Origin of the sequence: Streptomyces sp. NBC_01237, from assembly GCF_035917275.1 — a bacterium.
Taxonomy (GTDB): domain Bacteria; phylum Actinomycetota; class Actinomycetes; order Streptomycetales; family Streptomycetaceae; genus Streptomyces.
Genome location: NZ_CP108508.1, coordinates 2,382,257 through 2,397,992 on the forward strand (window position 1 = coordinate 2,382,257; position 15,736 = coordinate 2,397,992).

The 15,736-nt window shown below is 71.7% G+C and carries 10 protein-coding genes; 5 read left to right on the forward strand and 5 right to left on the reverse strand.

What is annotated here, in order from left to right; translation table 11 throughout:
• Positions 1–146 precede the first annotated feature (146 nt).
• Both OG251_RS10610 and OG251_RS10615 read left to right on the forward strand, forming a co-directional pair.
• Positions 147–1,415, forward strand: coding sequence for a sensor histidine kinase (locus OG251_RS10610; protein ID WP_326676922.1), 1,269 nt, complete (start codon positions 147–149; stop codon positions 1,413–1,415).
• On the forward strand, positions 1,400–2,053 hold the full coding sequence (locus OG251_RS10615; RefSeq protein WP_073725064.1) for a response regulator transcription factor: 654 nt from the start codon (positions 1,400–1,402) through the stop codon (positions 2,051–2,053). Before OG251_RS10610 ends, OG251_RS10615 begins: the two co-directional genes overlap by 16 nt.
• On the opposite strand, the gene OG251_RS10620 is transcribed toward OG251_RS10615, so the two are convergent.
• Both OG251_RS10620 and OG251_RS10625 read right to left on the reverse strand, forming a co-directional pair.
• Positions 2,029–3,750 carry an alpha-L-fucosidase gene (locus OG251_RS10620; RefSeq protein ID WP_326676923.1) on the reverse strand — a complete coding sequence of 574 codons (1,722 nt, stop codon included), beginning with the start codon at positions 3,748–3,750 and terminating at the stop codon, positions 2,029–2,031. The genes OG251_RS10615 and OG251_RS10620 overlap by 25 nt on opposite strands.
• Before the next feature lie 168 nt (positions 3,751–3,918).
• The gene (locus tag OG251_RS10625; RefSeq protein WP_326676924.1) at positions 3,919–4,665 is read right to left on the reverse strand and encodes a class I SAM-dependent methyltransferase; all 747 of its coding nucleotides are present in this window, start codon (positions 4,663–4,665) and stop codon (positions 3,919–3,921) included.
• A 122-nt stretch (positions 4,666–4,787) separates the two neighbouring features.
• On the opposite strand from OG251_RS10625, the gene OG251_RS10630 reads away from it, so the two are divergent.
• The 3 genes from OG251_RS10630 to OG251_RS10640 all read left to right on the forward strand — a co-directional run bounded on the left by OG251_RS10630 (position 4,788) and on the right by OG251_RS10640 (position 7,557).
• Positions 4,788–5,693 (forward strand): metal-dependent hydrolase, encoded by a 906-nt coding sequence (locus OG251_RS10630; RefSeq protein ID WP_326676925.1) that lies wholly within the window; start codon positions 4,788–4,790, stop codon positions 5,691–5,693.
• A gap of 3 nt (positions 5,694–5,696) precedes the next feature.
• Complete coding sequence (locus OG251_RS10635; RefSeq protein WP_326676926.1) at positions 5,697–6,773, forward strand: PDR/VanB family oxidoreductase; 1,077 nt, start codon at positions 5,697–5,699, stop codon at positions 6,771–6,773.
• Between the two features lie 61 nt (positions 6,774–6,834).
• Positions 6,835–7,557 (forward strand): TetR/AcrR family transcriptional regulator, encoded by a 723-nt coding sequence (locus OG251_RS10640; RefSeq protein ID WP_326676927.1) that lies wholly within the window; start codon positions 6,835–6,837, stop codon positions 7,555–7,557.
• A gap of 12 nt (positions 7,558–7,569) precedes the next feature.
• On the opposite strand, the gene OG251_RS10645 is transcribed toward OG251_RS10640, so the two are convergent.
• From OG251_RS10645 to pulA, 3 genes are all read right to left on the reverse strand, one after another.
• Positions 7,570–7,920 (reverse strand): 5-carboxymethyl-2-hydroxymuconate Delta-isomerase, encoded by a 351-nt coding sequence (locus tag OG251_RS10645; RefSeq protein WP_326676928.1) that lies wholly within the window; start codon positions 7,918–7,920, stop codon positions 7,570–7,572.
• Between the two features lie 213 nt (positions 7,921–8,133).
• Positions 8,134–10,167: an ATP-binding protein gene (locus OG251_RS10650; RefSeq protein WP_326676929.1), complete on the reverse strand. Its 2,034-nt coding sequence runs from the start codon at positions 10,165–10,167 to the stop codon at positions 8,134–8,136.
• Between the two features lie 219 nt (positions 10,168–10,386).
• The gene (pulA, locus tag OG251_RS10655; RefSeq protein ID WP_326676930.1) at positions 10,387–15,702 is read right to left on the reverse strand and encodes a pullulanase-type alpha-1,6-glucosidase; all 5,316 of its coding nucleotides are present in this window, start codon (positions 15,700–15,702) and stop codon (positions 10,387–10,389) included.
• Positions 15,703–15,736 lie beyond the last annotated feature (34 nt).

Genomic DNA, 15,736 nt, shown 5'->3' on the forward strand with positions numbered 1-15,736 from the left:
ACTGCCCGAGCCGTAGGGCGAGGTCGGGGGGTGGTGCCAGGTACACCCCCGCGCGGGTGGCGAACCGGCTCACGCCCGTGGCCCCGCCCGGGTGAGACTGTCCTCGGACCGGGATCTGCTCGGGTCCCGCGAGGGGAGATACCACCATGAATGCGATGCTGGAGCGGATACGGCCGCCGATGCGGGCGGCCGGACGCGGTTTCGCCCTCTCGCTCGTCGGTCTGGTGGGGTCGATCACCCTGTTCGTGCTGGCGGTGCTCTCCATCGCCTTCATCCTGCTGGGCATCGGGCTCGTCACCACTCCCCCGGTGCTCGAAGCGGTGCGCAAGCACGCCAATCAGCGCCGGCTGTGGGCGGTCACCTGGTCGGACGTCCGCATTCCGGTGCCGTACCGGCCCTTTCCGCCGGATGTGCGCACGGGTTTCACCGGGCAGGTGGAGCGCACGACGCTGATGCTGAAGGACCCGGCGACCTGGCGCGACCTCCAGTGGCTGCTGGTCGACATGACGGCCGGATACGTCCTGTCGGTCCTGGCCGCCGCGCTGATGATCTACCCGCTGGAGTCGCTGGTCCTGGCGGCGGGGCTGTGGCGGGTGTTCCGGGACGACGCGTACTGGTACGGATTCGTGCCGGTGGACAGCCAGGCGTCGGCGCTGGCCGCCGTCGCCCTGGGCATCGTGCTGTTCGCCGTCGGGCTGAAGGTCAGCGAACCGCTGCTGCGACTGCACTTCGTGCTCGCCCGCTCGCTCCTCGCTCCCACCCATGAACAGGAGCTGGCGCGGCGCATCGACCGGCTCACCGAGACCCGCCACGAGGCGGTGGACACGGCGGCGTCCGAACTGCGGCGCATCGAACGGGATCTGCACGACGGCGCCCAGGCCCGGCTGGTCGCCATGGGCATGAACCTGGGCACCATCGAAGCGCTCATCGAGAAGGACCCGGCCCAGGCGAAGAAGCTGCTGGCGATGGCCCGCGCGTCCTCCGCCGAGGCCCTCACCGAGCTGCGCGATCTGGTGCGGGGCATCCATCCGCCGGTACTGGCCGAGCGGGGGCTCGGCGACGCGGTGAAGGCGCTGGCCCTGCGGCTGCCGACCGAGTCCGAGGTGCATGTGGAACTGGCCGGGCGGGCCGGGGCGCCGGTGGAGTCGGCGGCGTACTTCGCGGTCAGCGAGATCCTGACGAACGCGGTGAAGCACTCGGGTGCCGACCGGCTCTGGGTGGACCTGCATCACGCCGACGGGATGCTGCGCGTCTCCGTGACGGACAACGGCAGGGGCGGTGCGGCGATCGGTTCCGGCTCGGGGCTGAGCGGAGTCGAACGCCGACTCGGTACATTCGACGGCGTACTGGCCGTCAGCAGCCCAGCGGGCGGTCCCACCATGGTGACCATGGAGATCCCTTGCGAGTTGTCCTAGCCGAAGATCTCTTCCTGTTGCGCGACGGCCTGGTGCGCATGCTGGAGGCCTACGATTTCGAGATCGCCGCGGCTGTGGAGACCGGGCCCGAACTGACCCGTGCTCTGGCCGAGTTGAAGCCGGACGTCGCCGTTGTCGACGTCCGGCTTCCGCCGTCCCACACGGACGAGGGCCTCCAGTGCGCGCTGGCCGCCCGCCGGGCGCGGCCCGGACTGCCGGTGCTGGTGCTGTCGCAGCATGTGGAGCAGTTGTACGCGCGTGAGCTGCTGGCGGACGGCAACGGCGGCATCGGCTATCTGCTCAAGGACCGGGTCTTCGACGCGGACCAGTTCATCGACGGGGTCCGCCGGGTCGCGGCGGGCGGTACGGCGATGGATCCGCAGGTCATCTCGCAGCTGCTGTCACGCCGTTCGCAGGACAAGCCGATGGGCGGTCTCACCCCGCGCGAGCGCGAGGTCATGGAGCAGATGGCCCAGGGCCGTTCGAACGCGGCGATCGCCTCGCACATGGTGATCACGGAGCGGGCGGTGGCCAAGCACACCTCGAACATCTTCGGGAAGCTCGGGCTGCCGCCGTCGGACGACGACAACCGCCGCGTTCTCGCGGTGCTCGCCTACCTCGACCGGGGCGGCTCCTGAGGGGCCGTCGCGCCGAGGTGGAGCGTGGTCGCACCGAGGTGCGGTGCGGCCCGGGACGCGAGGACCTTCACCCGTACCGCCGTCGCGGTGACCGGCGCGGGCAGGGGCAGGATGCGCCGGTGGCCGATCGTGGTGCCCTCGGCGATCCGCTGCCAGGCCCCGCCGATCCGGGCCTCGACGGCGAACCGTTCCACCCGCTGTCCGCGCCGGATGTCCTCGCGGACGGCGACGCGGTCGAAGGTGTACGGACCCGGCCCCCGCTTGCGTACGTCGGTGCCGTACGTGGTGCGCACCGCCTTGCCGAAGGCCGTGAGCGAGGCGACGTCCGCGTCGGCCATCCGGCCGTCCGGGGCGGGCGGCACGTTCAGCAGGAGCGAGGCGTTGCGGCCGACGCTCTTCTCGTAGAGGTCCATCAACTGCGCTGGTGTCTTGGGCTGCTGCTCGGGGTGGTAGAACCAGCCGGGGCGGTTGGAGACATCGGCCTCGGCCGGGTACCACTGGAGGTACTTGGTGGTGGGGGCCAGAATCCGGTCCCGGGAGCCGATGTCCGGATCGGTGGAGTCGTTGGGCAGGCCGCCCAGTCCGGTCCAGGGGTCGGTGGTGTGCGGGGTGACGCTCCACTCGGTCCCACGGGCGATGCCGTTCTCGTTGCCGACCCAGCGCACGCCCTGCGGGCCCTGGAAGACGACGGTGTCCGGCGAGAGGGCCTTGATGGTGTCGAACCACTGCTTGACGTCGTACTTCTGGGTGATGCCGGAGCCCGACCAGGGGTTGGCGCCGTCCAGCCACAGCTCCTCGATCGGCCCGTACTCGGTGAAGAGCTCATAGACCTGGTTGAGGTAGTACGCGTCGTAGTCGTCGGCCCGCACCGTGAAGGTGGGCAGCCTGCCGCGCCTGACGTCGGCGGCGCGGTCGTCGCCCGGGACGAGGGTGGGGATGGTGCGCTCGGTGACGGCGCTGCCGTTGCCGAAGCGGCCCTCGCCTGCCGGGGCGCGGTCGCCGTCCTCCAGGGCGACGCGTTCGGGCAGGCTCAGCGGCTTGCCCTCGGCCTGCTTCTCACGGATCGTCTCGACCCATCGGGCGTGCCAGGCGTGCGGGAGTTCGGCACCGTCGGAGGGCGAGAGGTACAGGCCGACCTTGAGCCCCGCCCGGCGGGCGGCCCTGACGTAGGCGCCGACGACGTCGGGGCTGCCGGGGCTCAGTGCCACCGAGTGGTCGGTGTAGCGGCTGGGGTAGAGGACGAAGCCGTCGTGGTGCTTGGCGGTGAGCATGACCTGCTCGGCACCGGCCGCCCGGTAGGCGCGCATCCACTGGTCGACATCGATGTCGCCGGGGGCGAAGAGCTTCTCGTCCTCGGTGCCGGAGCCCCACTCGCGCCCGGTGAAGGTGTTCATCCCGAAGTGGGTGAAGGCGGTGATCTCCCGCTGCTGCCAGGCGAGCTGACCGCGGGTGGGGACGATGTTCGCGGCCTTCTCGATGATCCGTTCCGGGCTGTCGCACGCCTCGACGGTCAGCTGCGAGGCGGGTCTGACGGGCGCGGTGCAGGGGCCGCCCGGCGGTGCGGAGCGCTGAGCCGACGCCGGTCCGGCCGCCGGTCCGGCCGACTGCGCCGTCGCCTGCGCGGTTGCCTGTACGGGGATGAGCGCGGTCGCCGCCGCCAGTGCGAGCGCGCTGAGCACACGGGTGCGTCGTGCCATGGTTCCCTCCCATTCCCGACCAGGATTGGTCGGATCTCTCGGGTACCGACATGCGCATGCTGCCGCATGGAGGGGCACACGGGAAGGGCGTCCACCACAGAGATCCCATCTATCGACTCCGCGACCCCCGGTCGACTCGGTGACGCCCGAGAACTCCCCCCTGACGGCTCAGTGCCGCGCCACGGCCAGACTGACCACGTACGTCTCCTCCACCATGCCGTCCGGGAAGACCCCCGCCAGCAGCTCGCCCTCCCGGGCGAGGAAGTCCCGGACCTCCTCCTGGTCGGCGACCAGGAAGTCGGAGTAACTGCCGAGGTTGGCCAGGTGCACATCGAGCGGCACCCGACGGCTCCAGGGCAGCCGGAGAGTGCCGAAGGCGATGCCGTCCGGCAGGCCGCGGAACCGGGCCCGCTCGTCGTACCGGGTCTCGGCCGCGCCGAAGAACTTCCGCAGCCTGGCGTCCTGTTCACCGATCCACGGCACGGCCGGGTCGGAGTCGTTCCACCACAGGGCGAGCGCCCCGCCGGGCCGCAGGACCCGGCGGACCTCCGGGACCGAGCGGTCCGGATCGGTCCAGTGCCAGGACTGGGCATAGGTCAGCAGGTCGACGGAGCCCGACCGCAGCGGCAGGTGATTGCCGTCGCCCCGGACGACCGGCACCTCGGGGAGCCTGCGGCGGAACTCCTCGGCCATCCCGTCACCGGGCTCCACGGCCACCGTCCGGCTCCCGCGCGCGTGCAGGAGCGCGGTGCCCAGCCCGGTGCCCGCACCGATGTCCGCGACCCGCGCACCGGCCAGCGCGAACCCGGCCAACTCCTCGACCGCGTCCAGGAGTACGGGTGGGTACGAGGGCCTGCTCGCGCCATAGGCGGCAGCCGCCGCATCGAAGGAACGCGCACGTGAGGTATTCGTCATACGGTCATCATCGCCCGACGCCCGCCCACGGCTGAGGCGCCGGGACCGCCCGGGGATCCCCGTACGCGAAAATTCCCCGCACGCCCCTGTTCCCCCCGCATACCCGTCAGTACATTGACAGCATGTCTAACACGCAGCCAGCGGCGGTCGCGTCGGAGCGGACGCCGCTCAAGGCCCGCCAGGTCTCGTTCGCCTGGGACCGGACTCCCCTCCACTGGGTGCCGGGCGACCCGTTCACCACACACACCATCAATGTGCTCCATCTGCTGCTCCCCGCCGGGGAGCGCTGGTTCATCCGGGTGTACCGGCAGATCCTCCCGTACATCCAGGACGAGCAACTGCGCCAGGACGTCATCGGGTTCATCGGCCAGGAGGCCGTGCACTCGCAGGCCCACGACGATGTGCTGCCCCATCTGAAGCGGCAGGGCCTGGACCCCACCCCGTACACCGCCCAGGTCGACTGGTTCTTCGAGAAGCTGCTCGGTGACCGGACGCTGCCGCCCGGCCGGGCCTCGAAGTGGTGGCTGATGGAACGGGTGGCGACGATCGCCGCGATCGAGCACTACACCGCGTTCCTCGGCGACTGGATCCTCAACGCCGAGGCCCTGGACCGGCGGGGCGCCGATCCGACGATGCTGGACCTGCTGCGCTGGCACGGTGCCGAGGAGGTCGAGCACCGGTCCGTGGCCTTCGATGTGTTCATGCATGTCGACGGCGGCTACCGGCGGCGGCTGCGGACCTGGGCGACGGCGTTCTCCGCGCTGATCTTCCTGTGGCAGCGCGGCGTCCGCTTCTTCATGGAGAACGACCCGAGCCTGCTCGACGGCAAAGCCTCCTTCAAGGCGTTCCACGACAGCGGCAAGCAGGGCACGCTGCCCAGCACGGGGGCCATCCTGCGGTCCGTCCCCAGCTATCTGAGCCGCTCCTACCACCCCTCGCAGGAGGGCAGCACGGCCCAGGCCGTCGACTATCTCGCCCAATCGCCCGCGGCGCTGGCCGCCGAGGCCCGTACGACGGGAACCCCCTGACCCATGGCACTGCCCCGCCTGCGCACCGTCGTCCTGGCCACCGGCGCCGCCCTGCTCGCCAGGCGGGCCCTGCGGCACCGCATCGCGAAGTCCCCGCTCTGGCCCATGCCCGCCCTGGCGGAACCGGTATCGGGCCGCTCCGGGCGCCGTTCCACCGTCACCCGGCGGCTGCTGGTCACCGAGCGGACCATGGCCGCCGACGGTGTCGTCCAGCTCCGGCTGGAGGGACCCGACCTGCCCCGCTGGGAACCCGGCGCCCATCTGGACCTGGTGCTGCCGTCCGGTCTGGTGCGGCAGTACTCCCTCTGCGGCGACCCGGCCGACCCCGGTACGTACACGGTCGCGACCCGGCTGGTCGAAGGCGGCCGGGGCGGCTCGCAGGAGGTGCACGCCCAGCTCCACGAGGGCGAGGAGGTCGAGGTCCGCGGCCCGCGCAACCGCTTCCCGCTGGCGGACGCGCCCGCGTACGTGTTCGTCGCGGGCGGCATCGGGATCACCCCCGTCCTGCCGATGCTGCGCGCCGTCGCCGCCTCCGGTGCCCCGTGGCGGCTGCTGTACGGCGGCCGGTCCCGCGCCTCGATGCCGTTCCTGGACGAGATCGAGAAGCTCGGCGCGGACGGGGACCGGGTGAGCGTCGTCGCACAGGACGAGGCGGGCCACCCGGACGCCGCCGCGTTCCTGGCGGGGACGGCGCCCGGCACCGCGGTCCACTGCTGCGGGCCCGAGCCCCTGATGGACGCGGTCGGCGCCGCGCTCCCGGACGGTTGCACCCTGCACCTGGAGCGCTTCGCCCCAGCGGTGTCCGGCGCGGCGGGCAGCGGCTCCTTCGAGGTGGAGCTGCACCGCTCGGGCCGCACGGTGCGGGTCGCCGCCGGCCAGTCGGTGCTGGCCGCCGTGCGCGAGGAGCTGCCGTCCGTCTCGTACTCCTGCGAGCAGGGCTTCTGCGGGACGTGCCAACAGCGCGTCCTGGAGGGCGAGATCGAGCATCGCGACGAGCTCCTGACGGACGCCGAGCGCGACGACTCGATGCTGATCTGCGTCTCGCGCTGCCGCGGCGAGCGCCTGGTGCTGGACCTGTAGGGCCCCGGTCCATGGACAGGGCCCGGCGATCTCTGCGGCCCGCCCCGGCTAGGCTGTTGGCATGACGACCGGGGTGCGGCGCAGGATGGGCGTCGATGAGCGCAGGCAGCAGTTGATCGGCGTCGCGCTGGAGTTGTTCAGCCACCGCTCCCCCGACGACGTGTCGATCGACGAGATCGCCGCCGCCGCGGGCATCTCGCGGCCACTGGTGTACCACTACTTCCCCGGGAAGCAGAGCCTGTACGAGGCGGCGCTGCGGCGGGCCGCCGACGAGCTGGCGGCCCGATTCCTGGAGCCGCTGGAAGGCCCCCTGGGCGCACGTCTGCTGCGGGTGATGGGCCGGTTCTTCGACTTCGTGGACGAGCACGGGCCGGGGTTCTGGGCGCTGATGCGCGGCGGGCCCGCGGTGGGCTCCTCGACGGCGAACGCCATGATCGACGGGGTCCGGCAGGCCGCCTACGAGCAGATCATCGCCCACCTGGGTGTCGAAGTGCCGCCCGCCCGACTGGAGTTGGTCGTACGGTCCTGGGTGTCACTGGCCGAGGCGACGGCGTTGATCTGGCTGGACGGCCGACGGATTCCGCGGGCCGAGCTGGAGATGCAGCTGGTGCACGACTTCGCGGCACTGGCCGCCGTCAGTGCCGCCTACGACCAGGAGATGGCGGGCATCGTGCTGCGGGTCCTCGCCCAGGAGCCGGCGGACGGCCCGTTCGGAGATCTGCTGGCGCGGCTCTCCGCCCTGGCGCCCGCCGTGCCCGCCGTGCCCCCGCAGCGGCTGCCGTAGCGCGACACGCGGTCAGCTCTTGCGGTAGGACGGGTCCAGGTCGCGGGTCTCGGCGGAGGTGTGCAGGGCGAGCCCTTCGGCGGGTTTCACATAGCCGCTCAGCAGATCCAGCACGGACGCGGTGAGCCTGCTCCTGATCTCCGGGGTGCGGCCCGCCAGCATGCCGATGGAGACATGGACGATGACATCACCGGCCGCGGCGTCGCCCACCACGGAGTCCTCGACCCGGCGGAATCTGGTCTTGCAGTTGGGGATCTTCGTGCTGACCGTCTCGGCGACCAGCGGGTGCAGGGCGAGCGCGAAGCCGCGGCGGTCGAAGGTGTCGTCGAGCTCTGCGGAGTAGTCGACGGTGATCTGCGGCATCAAGCGCTCCTGAGGTACGGGGGTTGGCGGGGGCCGGTCCTGCCGGTTGTCGGAACCCACCCTTACGTTGATCGTCGGGCCCGCACAAGGGGAGCCCCGCCCCTCGCGTCAGCGGCGGGCCCGCCCCTCGTGGCAGCGGCACGCTCGCGTGGGCCGGCAGCCCGCTCCCCCGGGCAGGCAACCCGCTCCTCTCGGGCAAGCGGCCCGCTCGCGTCAGGTCAGCAGCTCGCTCTGGAGGGCGGCGGCGAGTCCGACCTCCGCGTTGTCCGTCTGCCCCCGGTCGAACGCGCGCTGGTAGGCGGCGTCGCCGACGGCCGCCCGTGCCTGCCGCTCGCAGGTCTCCCGGACCGGGCCGAGCTCCGGTGTGCCGCGCTGCGGGTGGCCGACCATCCGCCAGTACGCCTGCCCGGTGCCGTAGATCCTGGCCGCCTGGGCGCCCGCGCCCTGGGCGGCGACGGCGGCGGCGAGGATGTCCAGACCGAGGGCGACGCCGAAGCTGTCCCCGAGCCGGTGCTTGCCCGCGAGCATCGACCGGGCGTGCGTGGCGGATTCCCCCGGGCGGCCCTGGAGCAGGGAGATCAGGGCGAGCTGGTAGTCGACGTAGGACCGGATCCAGTACTCGTCCTGCGCCCGGCAGACGGCCCGCAGCCGGACGGCGGCTTCCGCGGCCTCGGCGAGCCTGTCCAGTGCCGTCATGGCGAAGACGGTGATGAGGCGGCAGCGCAGCCGGTAGGCGGATTCGGCGGGGACCGCCCCGGTGTACGGAAGCACCCGCCCGACCTCGTCGAGAGCCGCCCGGGGCCGTCCGGTCATGAGATGGGTCAGCCCGGACAGATAGGTGGCACTGAGCAGGCCCTCGTCGTCCCGGTCGCGCCTGGCCTCGGCGACACAGCGCGCGCCGAGCCGCTCGGCGGTCGCGAAGTCGCCCTGGAGCAGGGCCGCGACCCCGTGCACCCATTGCAGCCTGGTCCGGTCGGGGCCGCCGGCCGGGCCCGCCGCCAGGGCCTTCCCGGCGTACACGCGGGCCTCGGACAGGTGCCCGCAGCAGCTCCAGAAGAAGCCGACCCGGCCGGTCATCTCCTGGGCCGCACGGATGTCGTGGGCGAGCAGATGGTCGAGGGCCGCGCACAGGTCGAGGTGCGCGGCGGCGATCCGGTGGTACCAGGAGACCTGTTCGGGACCGGTCCAGCCGGCGTGGGCGCGGCGGGCGAGCCCGAGGAAGAAGGCGGCGTGCCGGTCGGCGGCGGCCCGCTCCTCACCGAGTTCGGCGAGCCACATCCGCCCGTACTCGCGCAGGGTGTCGAGCATCCGGTGGTGCTCCCCGTCCTGTTTCACGACGGACTTGGCGACCAGACCCCGCAGTGCCTCGCCGACGCCGTCCGCGGTGAGCGGTCCCGCCGCGCAGACCTCCCGGGCGACCTCCTCGTCGAAGTCGGTGCGCAGGGGGGTCAGACGCGCCCACAGGAGGCGTTCCAGCGGGGTGCAGAGTTCATGGCTCCAGCCGATGGTGGTGCGCAGGGCGCGGTGGCGCCGCGGCCACAGCGAGTCGTCGTTGAGGGTGTCCAGGCGGGAGCCGATACGGGCGGCGATCTGCTCGACGCTCTGCGCCGCGGTGGCAGCGGCGGCCAGCTCGATGGCGAGCGGGATGCCTTCGAGGCGGCGGCAGATCTCGGCGACGGCCGCGGCCTCGCCCGGTGCGTCGAGGGTGGCCCCGGGGTCGGCGGCCCGTACCCGGTCCTCGAAGAGGCGCAGGGCGTCGGGGGCCCCGTCGACCGGCAGCGGCGGTACGTCCAGCAGGAATTCGCCCCGGGTGCCCAGCGGCTGCCTGCTGGTGATCAGGACGGTCAGGCCGGGTGAGGTGGTGAGGATCTCGCCCAGCAGATGGCCGCACGCGGTGCGCAGGTGTTCGCAGGAGTCGAGGACGAGCAGCAGCCGCTTGTCGACGAGCCATTCGCACAGTGCGTCGACGGGCATCCTCAGCGTGTGGTCGGCGATCCCGACCGCGTCCGAGACGGTGGGGAGCAGCAGCCTGTCGTCGTAGAGCGGGGAGAGGTCGGCCCACCAGGCGCCGTCGGGGTAGTGGTCCGCCGCGAGCCGGGCGCCCCGGACGGCGAGCCGGGTCTTGCCGACGCCGCCGGGGCCGGTGAGGGTGGTCAGCCGGTGGGTGGCCAGGGCCCGTTCCAGCCGGGCCAGTTCGGCCTTCCTTCCGACGAAGCTGCTCGTCTCCTCGGGAAGGTTTCCCACCATGGTCCTCATCACCGTCCGGCGCGCTGGGGCAGGGGTCCGCCGGTGAGGCAGCGGGTGCCCGGCAGCGCCCCCCGCTGCCGGGACCGGCCGGTCCCGGCCCCGTTCCCCGAGCGGGGGCGGAACCGGGACCGGCCGGAGCGGCAGGGCCGGATGCGCACGGTGTCCAGCTGTTTCGCGGCTCCTTCGCCGACGTATGCCGTCACCGTAGACCTGTCGGGGTCAGCGCGCCGAAAAGACGGCGACCGTCCTTCCTGGGACGGTGAAGCTGCCCGATTTCTCGTCGTACGAGGCCTTCTTGACGGTAGAGTCCGCGCCCGCCGCCTGGACGGGATGCAGGGCGTAGGCGGTGCCGGCGAGGGCCGGGAGGCGCTGGCCCGCGGCGGCGGGGGTGGCGTTGAGGACGACCACGAGTGGGCCGAGGCGCATCGTGATCACGCCGGGTGTCTCGTCCTTGCCGGAGAGCGGGAAGGACAGGGCCGCCTGGACCTGCTCGGTGCTGGTGAGGCCGAACTCCTTCTCGGTGGCCCGGATGGTGGCCAGGTCCCGGTACGCGGCGGAGGCGCCGTCGATCTGCGCGCAGCCCGGGGTGAGGGCGGCAGAGGTCAGCAGGGGCTTCGCGTAGGACCACTTGTCCTTGTTGTCGGCGGCGGGCGGCAGGCCCCGGCCGAAGCCGTTGCCGTCCCGGCAGTCCCAGTGGAGGGCGTTGAACCAGTCGCCGCTGTCGTAGGAGTTGCGGTCCAGGGACTTGGAGCGCAGCAGGTCGGTGCCCGCCTGGGAGAGGGAGGGTCCCTGCGAGAGGGTGGACGCCGCCATCGCCAGGACCTGCATCCTGGCCCGGTCGGCCGCCGAGGTGCCGGCCGGGAGCTTGAAGGCGAGCGTGTCGTAGAGCGTCTCGTTGTCGTGGGCGTCGGAGTAGGCGAGGGCGTCACCCGGTTCGGCGGCGTACCCGGCGGGCGCCCCGTTGTAGTCGACGGCCGAGCCCTTGACCGTACGGCCGGTGCTGTCGGTGAAGGTGTAGTCGGCGAGGCTGCCGGTGAGGCCGACCTTGATCAGGTCCTGGTAGTGCAGCAGGCGTGCCTTCTGCTCGGCGGTGGTGCCGTTGGCCGGGGAGGTGTTGGGGTCGGTGTAGAGACCGCTGGCGAAGCCCTGGACGCCGGGGTCCTCGTCGAAGGGGCTGCCGCCGCGGACGGCGTCGCGGGCCCGGTCGGAGAAGGTGGCGATGCCGGTCGCGGCCATGTTCTTCTGGGTGGCCTGGACGAAGCGGGCGTCGTCCGCGATCTCGCCGAAGTTCCAGCCCTCGCCGTACAGGATGATCTTCTTGCCGTCGACGCCGTCCCTGGCGGGGGTCAGCCCGTCCAGTGCCTTGCGCACGGCCAGGATGTTGGCCTTGGGGTGGTGTCCCATCAGGTCGAAGCGGAAGCCGTCGACCTTGTACTCCTTGGCCCAGGTGACGACCGAGTCGACGACGAGCTTGCCCATCATGGTGTTCTCGGGCGCGGTGTTGGCGCAGCAGGTCGAGGTGGCGACGGTGCCGTCCTCCAGGAGCCGCTGGTAGTAGCCGGGCACGATGCGGTCGAGGACGGACCTGTCGTCCTGGCCGGAGGCGACGGTGTGGTTGTAGACCACGTCCATGACGGTGCGCAGGCCGGAGCCGTTGAGGCCCTGCACCATCCGGCGGAATTCGACGGTGCGCCTCGTGCCGTCGGGGTCGGAGGCGTAGGAGCCCTCGGGGACGGTGTAGTGCAGCGGGTCGTAGCCCCAGTTGAAGGCGTCCTTACCGGCGCTCCTCGCGACGCACTCCTGCTGTTCCTCAGAGTCGGGGGCGTACACGGACAGGTCGCAGGCGGGCGTCTGCTGGTCCGACTTCTTCTCCGGGATCGTCCCGATGTCGAAGGCGGGCAGCAGGTGCACATAGCTGGTGCCCGCGTCGGCGAGCCGCCGCAGGTGCTTCATGCCGTTGGACCGGGTGTCGGTGAAGGCGAGGTATTGGCCGGGGTGCTGGGAGGTGCGGTCCGCGATCGAGAAGTCGCGGATGTGCAGCTCCTGGATCTGGGCGTCGCGCAGCGGTACGGCGGCGGGCTTCCGCAGGCCGGACCAGCCGCTGGGGGCCAGCTTCGGGTCGGCGAGGTCGATGACGAGACTGCGGGCGGAGTCGGTGGTGAGGGCGGTGGAGTAGGGGTCGGTGACCTTGTTGGTGACGGTCTTCTGCACGGTGGGTGCCCAGACCCGCACGGCGTACCGGTAGGGCTTGCCGTTCCAGCTCCTGCTGCCGGTGACCGACCAGACGCCGGTGCGGTCGTCGCGCCGCATCGGGACTGTGCGGCCGTCGAGTTCGAGCGAGACGGTACGGGCGGTGGGTGCCCACAGCGACAGGGTGGGCGTGCCGTGCCGGAAGACCGGTCCGAGGGCGGCGCCGCTCGCGTTCTTCCCGTACAGGTCGTCCAGGACACCGGCGGTCTGCACACCGGTGGCGGCGAGCAGGGCGCCGTTCGCGGCCCGCTGGGTGGCGATGAGCTGGCCGCGCAGGGATGCGCGGACCCGGTCACGGTCGCGGGCGTCGACGGTGAACGCCGGGTAGTCCTTGAGGTGCGGGTACTTCGCCTTCTGGGCGTCGGTGAGGGCGGCGGTACGCAGGCGCAGCCACCGGCCCTCGTCGGAGAGGGCGCCGTCGACGACGGAGATCGGGGTGTCCGTGGCGTACACGAGCTGCTGGCTGGTGGCGTCGGTGGCCTTCACCTTCCAGACGACGGTGCCGGAGTCGATCCACTGGGCCTCGGCCCTGGTGAGGTCGGGGGTGGGGACGCCGCCGGCCTGCGGCAGGAGATAGCCGGGCTGCCCGCCGAGCATCCAGACCTCGTGCCCGTGGGTGGCGAGGTCGAGTGACTGGTCGCTGGGGAGGTCCTTCTCGTCGCCCTTGTGCAGGATGTAGCTGAGCGAGGTGGCGCCTTCGGTGAGCGGTACCTCGAAGGTGACGCCGTAGGAGTTCTTCTTCACCGGCTGGAGCGGCTTGGACCAGTCGGTGGGGTTCTTGGCCCCGGTCCAGGTGTGCAGCCCCCAGCCGTCGTAGTCGCCGTCGGCCCGGTGGTAGTTGAGGACGGCCTTGGTGGTGTCCTGACCGGGTGCTTCGGGTGCCTCGGTGCTCTGGCCGTCCTTGCCCTGTTCGATCCAGACCTGTCCGGTCCTCGCGAGGTCGACGGTGCGCTGCGGGCCGTCCGCGGTTCCGGCCTTCTCGACGGTGTACGGGAGGGAGGAGGTGCCCTCGGCGAGCTTGATCCAGGCGAACGCGCCGTAGGCGTCGCGTCCGATGAAGTCGCCGGAGGTGTCGCCGGACTTCAGCTGCCAGCCCTCGTAGTCGCCGTCCGCGCGCTGGTAGTGGACGACGGCGTAGTCGCGTTCGACGGCGACGGGCTTCTCGGCGGGCGGCGCCTGGCCCGCGGTGGTCGAGGCGAGCGCACTGGCCGTGCGCCCGGCGCGGTCCACGACGACGGCCTTGTACCGCAGTGGCGTCCCGGCCTTCACGGAGGCGTCCAGGTGCTGGGTGACCTTGTACGGGGCGTGGTCGGCTGAGCCGAGGGTGCGCCACTTGCCGTTGCTGGCCTGAGCTGCGAAGACGACCCGGTTGAGCTGTCCGCCGTCGGTGTCCGCGGCCAGCTCGACGGTTCCGGTGGCTCCGGCGGCGGGCGCCTTCAGGGTGACGGCGGGCCGGGCGTCCGGGGAGCCGAGGGGCTTGTCGGCGCGCAGCACGATGCTGGAGAGCGCGGGCACGGTGACGGTGATCCTCTTGTCGCCGCCGCTGCGGACCGTGCCGGAACCGCCGTACAGCGTACGGAAGTTCATGTGCGCGGACTCGGTGGCCAGCTCGACGGTCCGCGGTCCGGTGCCGTTGTTGGTGGCGACGACGTACTCGTTGGACCGCTCGGTGCCGGTGCGCGAGAAGGCGTGGACGGAGCCTTCCGCGTAGCGCTCGGTCTGGACGCCGTCGCGCAGCGCCGGGTGCTCCTCGGTCAGCCGGGAGAGCCGGGCGATGGAGCGGTAGATCGGGTGGCCGGTGTCGTACGCGTCCGTGGCGTGCGTGCGGTCGGTGCCGATCCGATCGTCGTCGAGGTAGTCGGCGGCCTTCGAGGCGAAGAGGGGCTGGCGGGCGTCCTTGTCGCCGCCCGCGCCGGTGAAGCCCTGCTCGTCGCCGGAGTAGATGACGGGGTTGCCGCGCGCGAGGAACATCAGCTCGTTGGCGAGGCGGGCCCGCCGGAGCAGTTCGGCGTCGTCGGCCTTCGGGTTGTCCTGCTGGAGGAAGGTGCCGATGCGGCCCATGTCGTGGTTGCCGAGGAAGGTCACCTGCTCGTAGGCATTGGCCTTGTCGGTGGTGTAGCGGTAGTCGTCGCGGTACACGGCGGCGAGCTTCGAGGCCGGGGCGCCCTGGGAGGCGTACTGCCTGGCGGCCTCCTGAAACGGGAAGTCGAGCGTCGCGTCGAGCCGTCCCCGGGTGACGTAGGGCGAGGTGATCGCGGTGTCGGAGGAGTACACCTCGCCGAACATGAAGAAGTCGTCCCGGCCCCGCTCGGCGGCGTAGGTGTCCAGCGCGGTGGCCCACTGGGTCCAGAAGTCCAGGTCGACGTGTTTGACGGTGTCGATGCGGAAGCCGTCGATGTCGAAGTCGCGGACCCACTTCTCGTAGATCTCCGCCATGCCGGTGACGACCTCGGGCCGCTCGGTCCACAGGTCGTCGAGCCCGGAGAAGTCGCCGTACTCGGCCGACTCGCCGGCGAAGGTCGAGTCGCCCCGGTTGTGGTACATCGTGGGGTCGTTGAGCCAGGACGGCTTCTTGGTCACGGCGTTCACCGTGGTCTTCGGGGTGTACGGGAACGCGTCCCCGTCGACCTTCGCCATCTTCCGGCTGTCGTCGAACGGGCGGCCGTTCCTGTCGAGGTAGGGGTAGGCGCCCTTGGGCTTGTAGCCGTACTCCTTCTCGGCGTAGTCGACGGTGTCGGCCGTGTGGTTGGTGATGACGTCGAAGAAGACCTTCATGCCCTTGGCATGGGCCTTGTCGATCAGCTTCTCCAGGTCGGCGTTGGTCCCGAAGTGCGGGTCGACCTGGGTGAAGTCGGTGATCCAGTAACCGTGGTAGCCGGCCGAGGCGTCCTTGCCGGTGCCCTGGACGGGCCGGTTCCTGAAGATCGGGGCGAGCCAGATGGCGGTGGTGCCGAGGCCCTTGATGTAGTCGAGCCTGCCGGTCAGGCCCTTGAGGTCGCCACCCTGGTAGAACCCCTTGTCGGTGGGGTCGTACCCGGTGTCCAGGCGTGAACCGGTCAGCCCGCCGCGGTCGTTGGAGGTGTCTCCGTTGGCGAAGCGGTCGGGCAGCACGAAGTAGAACTGCTCGCGGGTCAGGTCGTGCCGGGCCGGCTCACGGGCCAGTGCGGCGTCCGAGGGCGGGGCCGGTGGCCGGGGCGACGCGGCCGCGGAGGCCGCCGGGACGACGGGCAGCAGCGCCGCGCAGAGTGCGGCGACGGCCCCCCGCCGGAGGGTTGTTCGGGACACGGGGCGGGTACTCCTCGAATTCGCACGGGGTGGG

What these genes read in the sequence shown, in the direction of transcription:
- OG251_RS10610 (WP_326676922.1), top strand. Translation starts at nt 147, where the DNA reads ATGAATGCGATGCTGGAGCGGATACGGCCGCCGATGCGGGCGGCCGGA.
- OG251_RS10620 (WP_326676923.1), bottom strand. Translation starts at nt 3,750, where the DNA reads ATGGCACGACGCACCCGTGTGCTCAGCGCGCTCGCACTGGCGGCGGCG.
- OG251_RS10625 (WP_326676924.1), bottom strand. Translation starts at nt 4,665, where the DNA reads ATGACGAATACCTCACGTGCGCGTTCCTTCGATGCGGCGGCTGCCGCC.
- OG251_RS10630 (WP_326676925.1), top strand. Translation starts at nt 4,788, where the DNA reads ATGTCTAACACGCAGCCAGCGGCGGTCGCGTCGGAGCGGACGCCGCTC.
- OG251_RS10635 (WP_326676926.1), top strand. Translation starts at nt 5,697, where the DNA reads ATGGCACTGCCCCGCCTGCGCACCGTCGTCCTGGCCACCGGCGCCGCC.
- OG251_RS10640 (WP_326676927.1), top strand. Translation starts at nt 6,835, where the DNA reads ATGACGACCGGGGTGCGGCGCAGGATGGGCGTCGATGAGCGCAGGCAG.
- OG251_RS10645 (WP_326676928.1), bottom strand. Translation starts at nt 7,920, where the DNA reads ATGCCGCAGATCACCGTCGACTACTCCGCAGAGCTCGACGACACCTTC.
- OG251_RS10650 (WP_326676929.1), bottom strand. Translation starts at nt 10,167, where the DNA reads ATGGTGGGAAACCTTCCCGAGGAGACGAGCAGCTTCGTCGGAAGGAAG.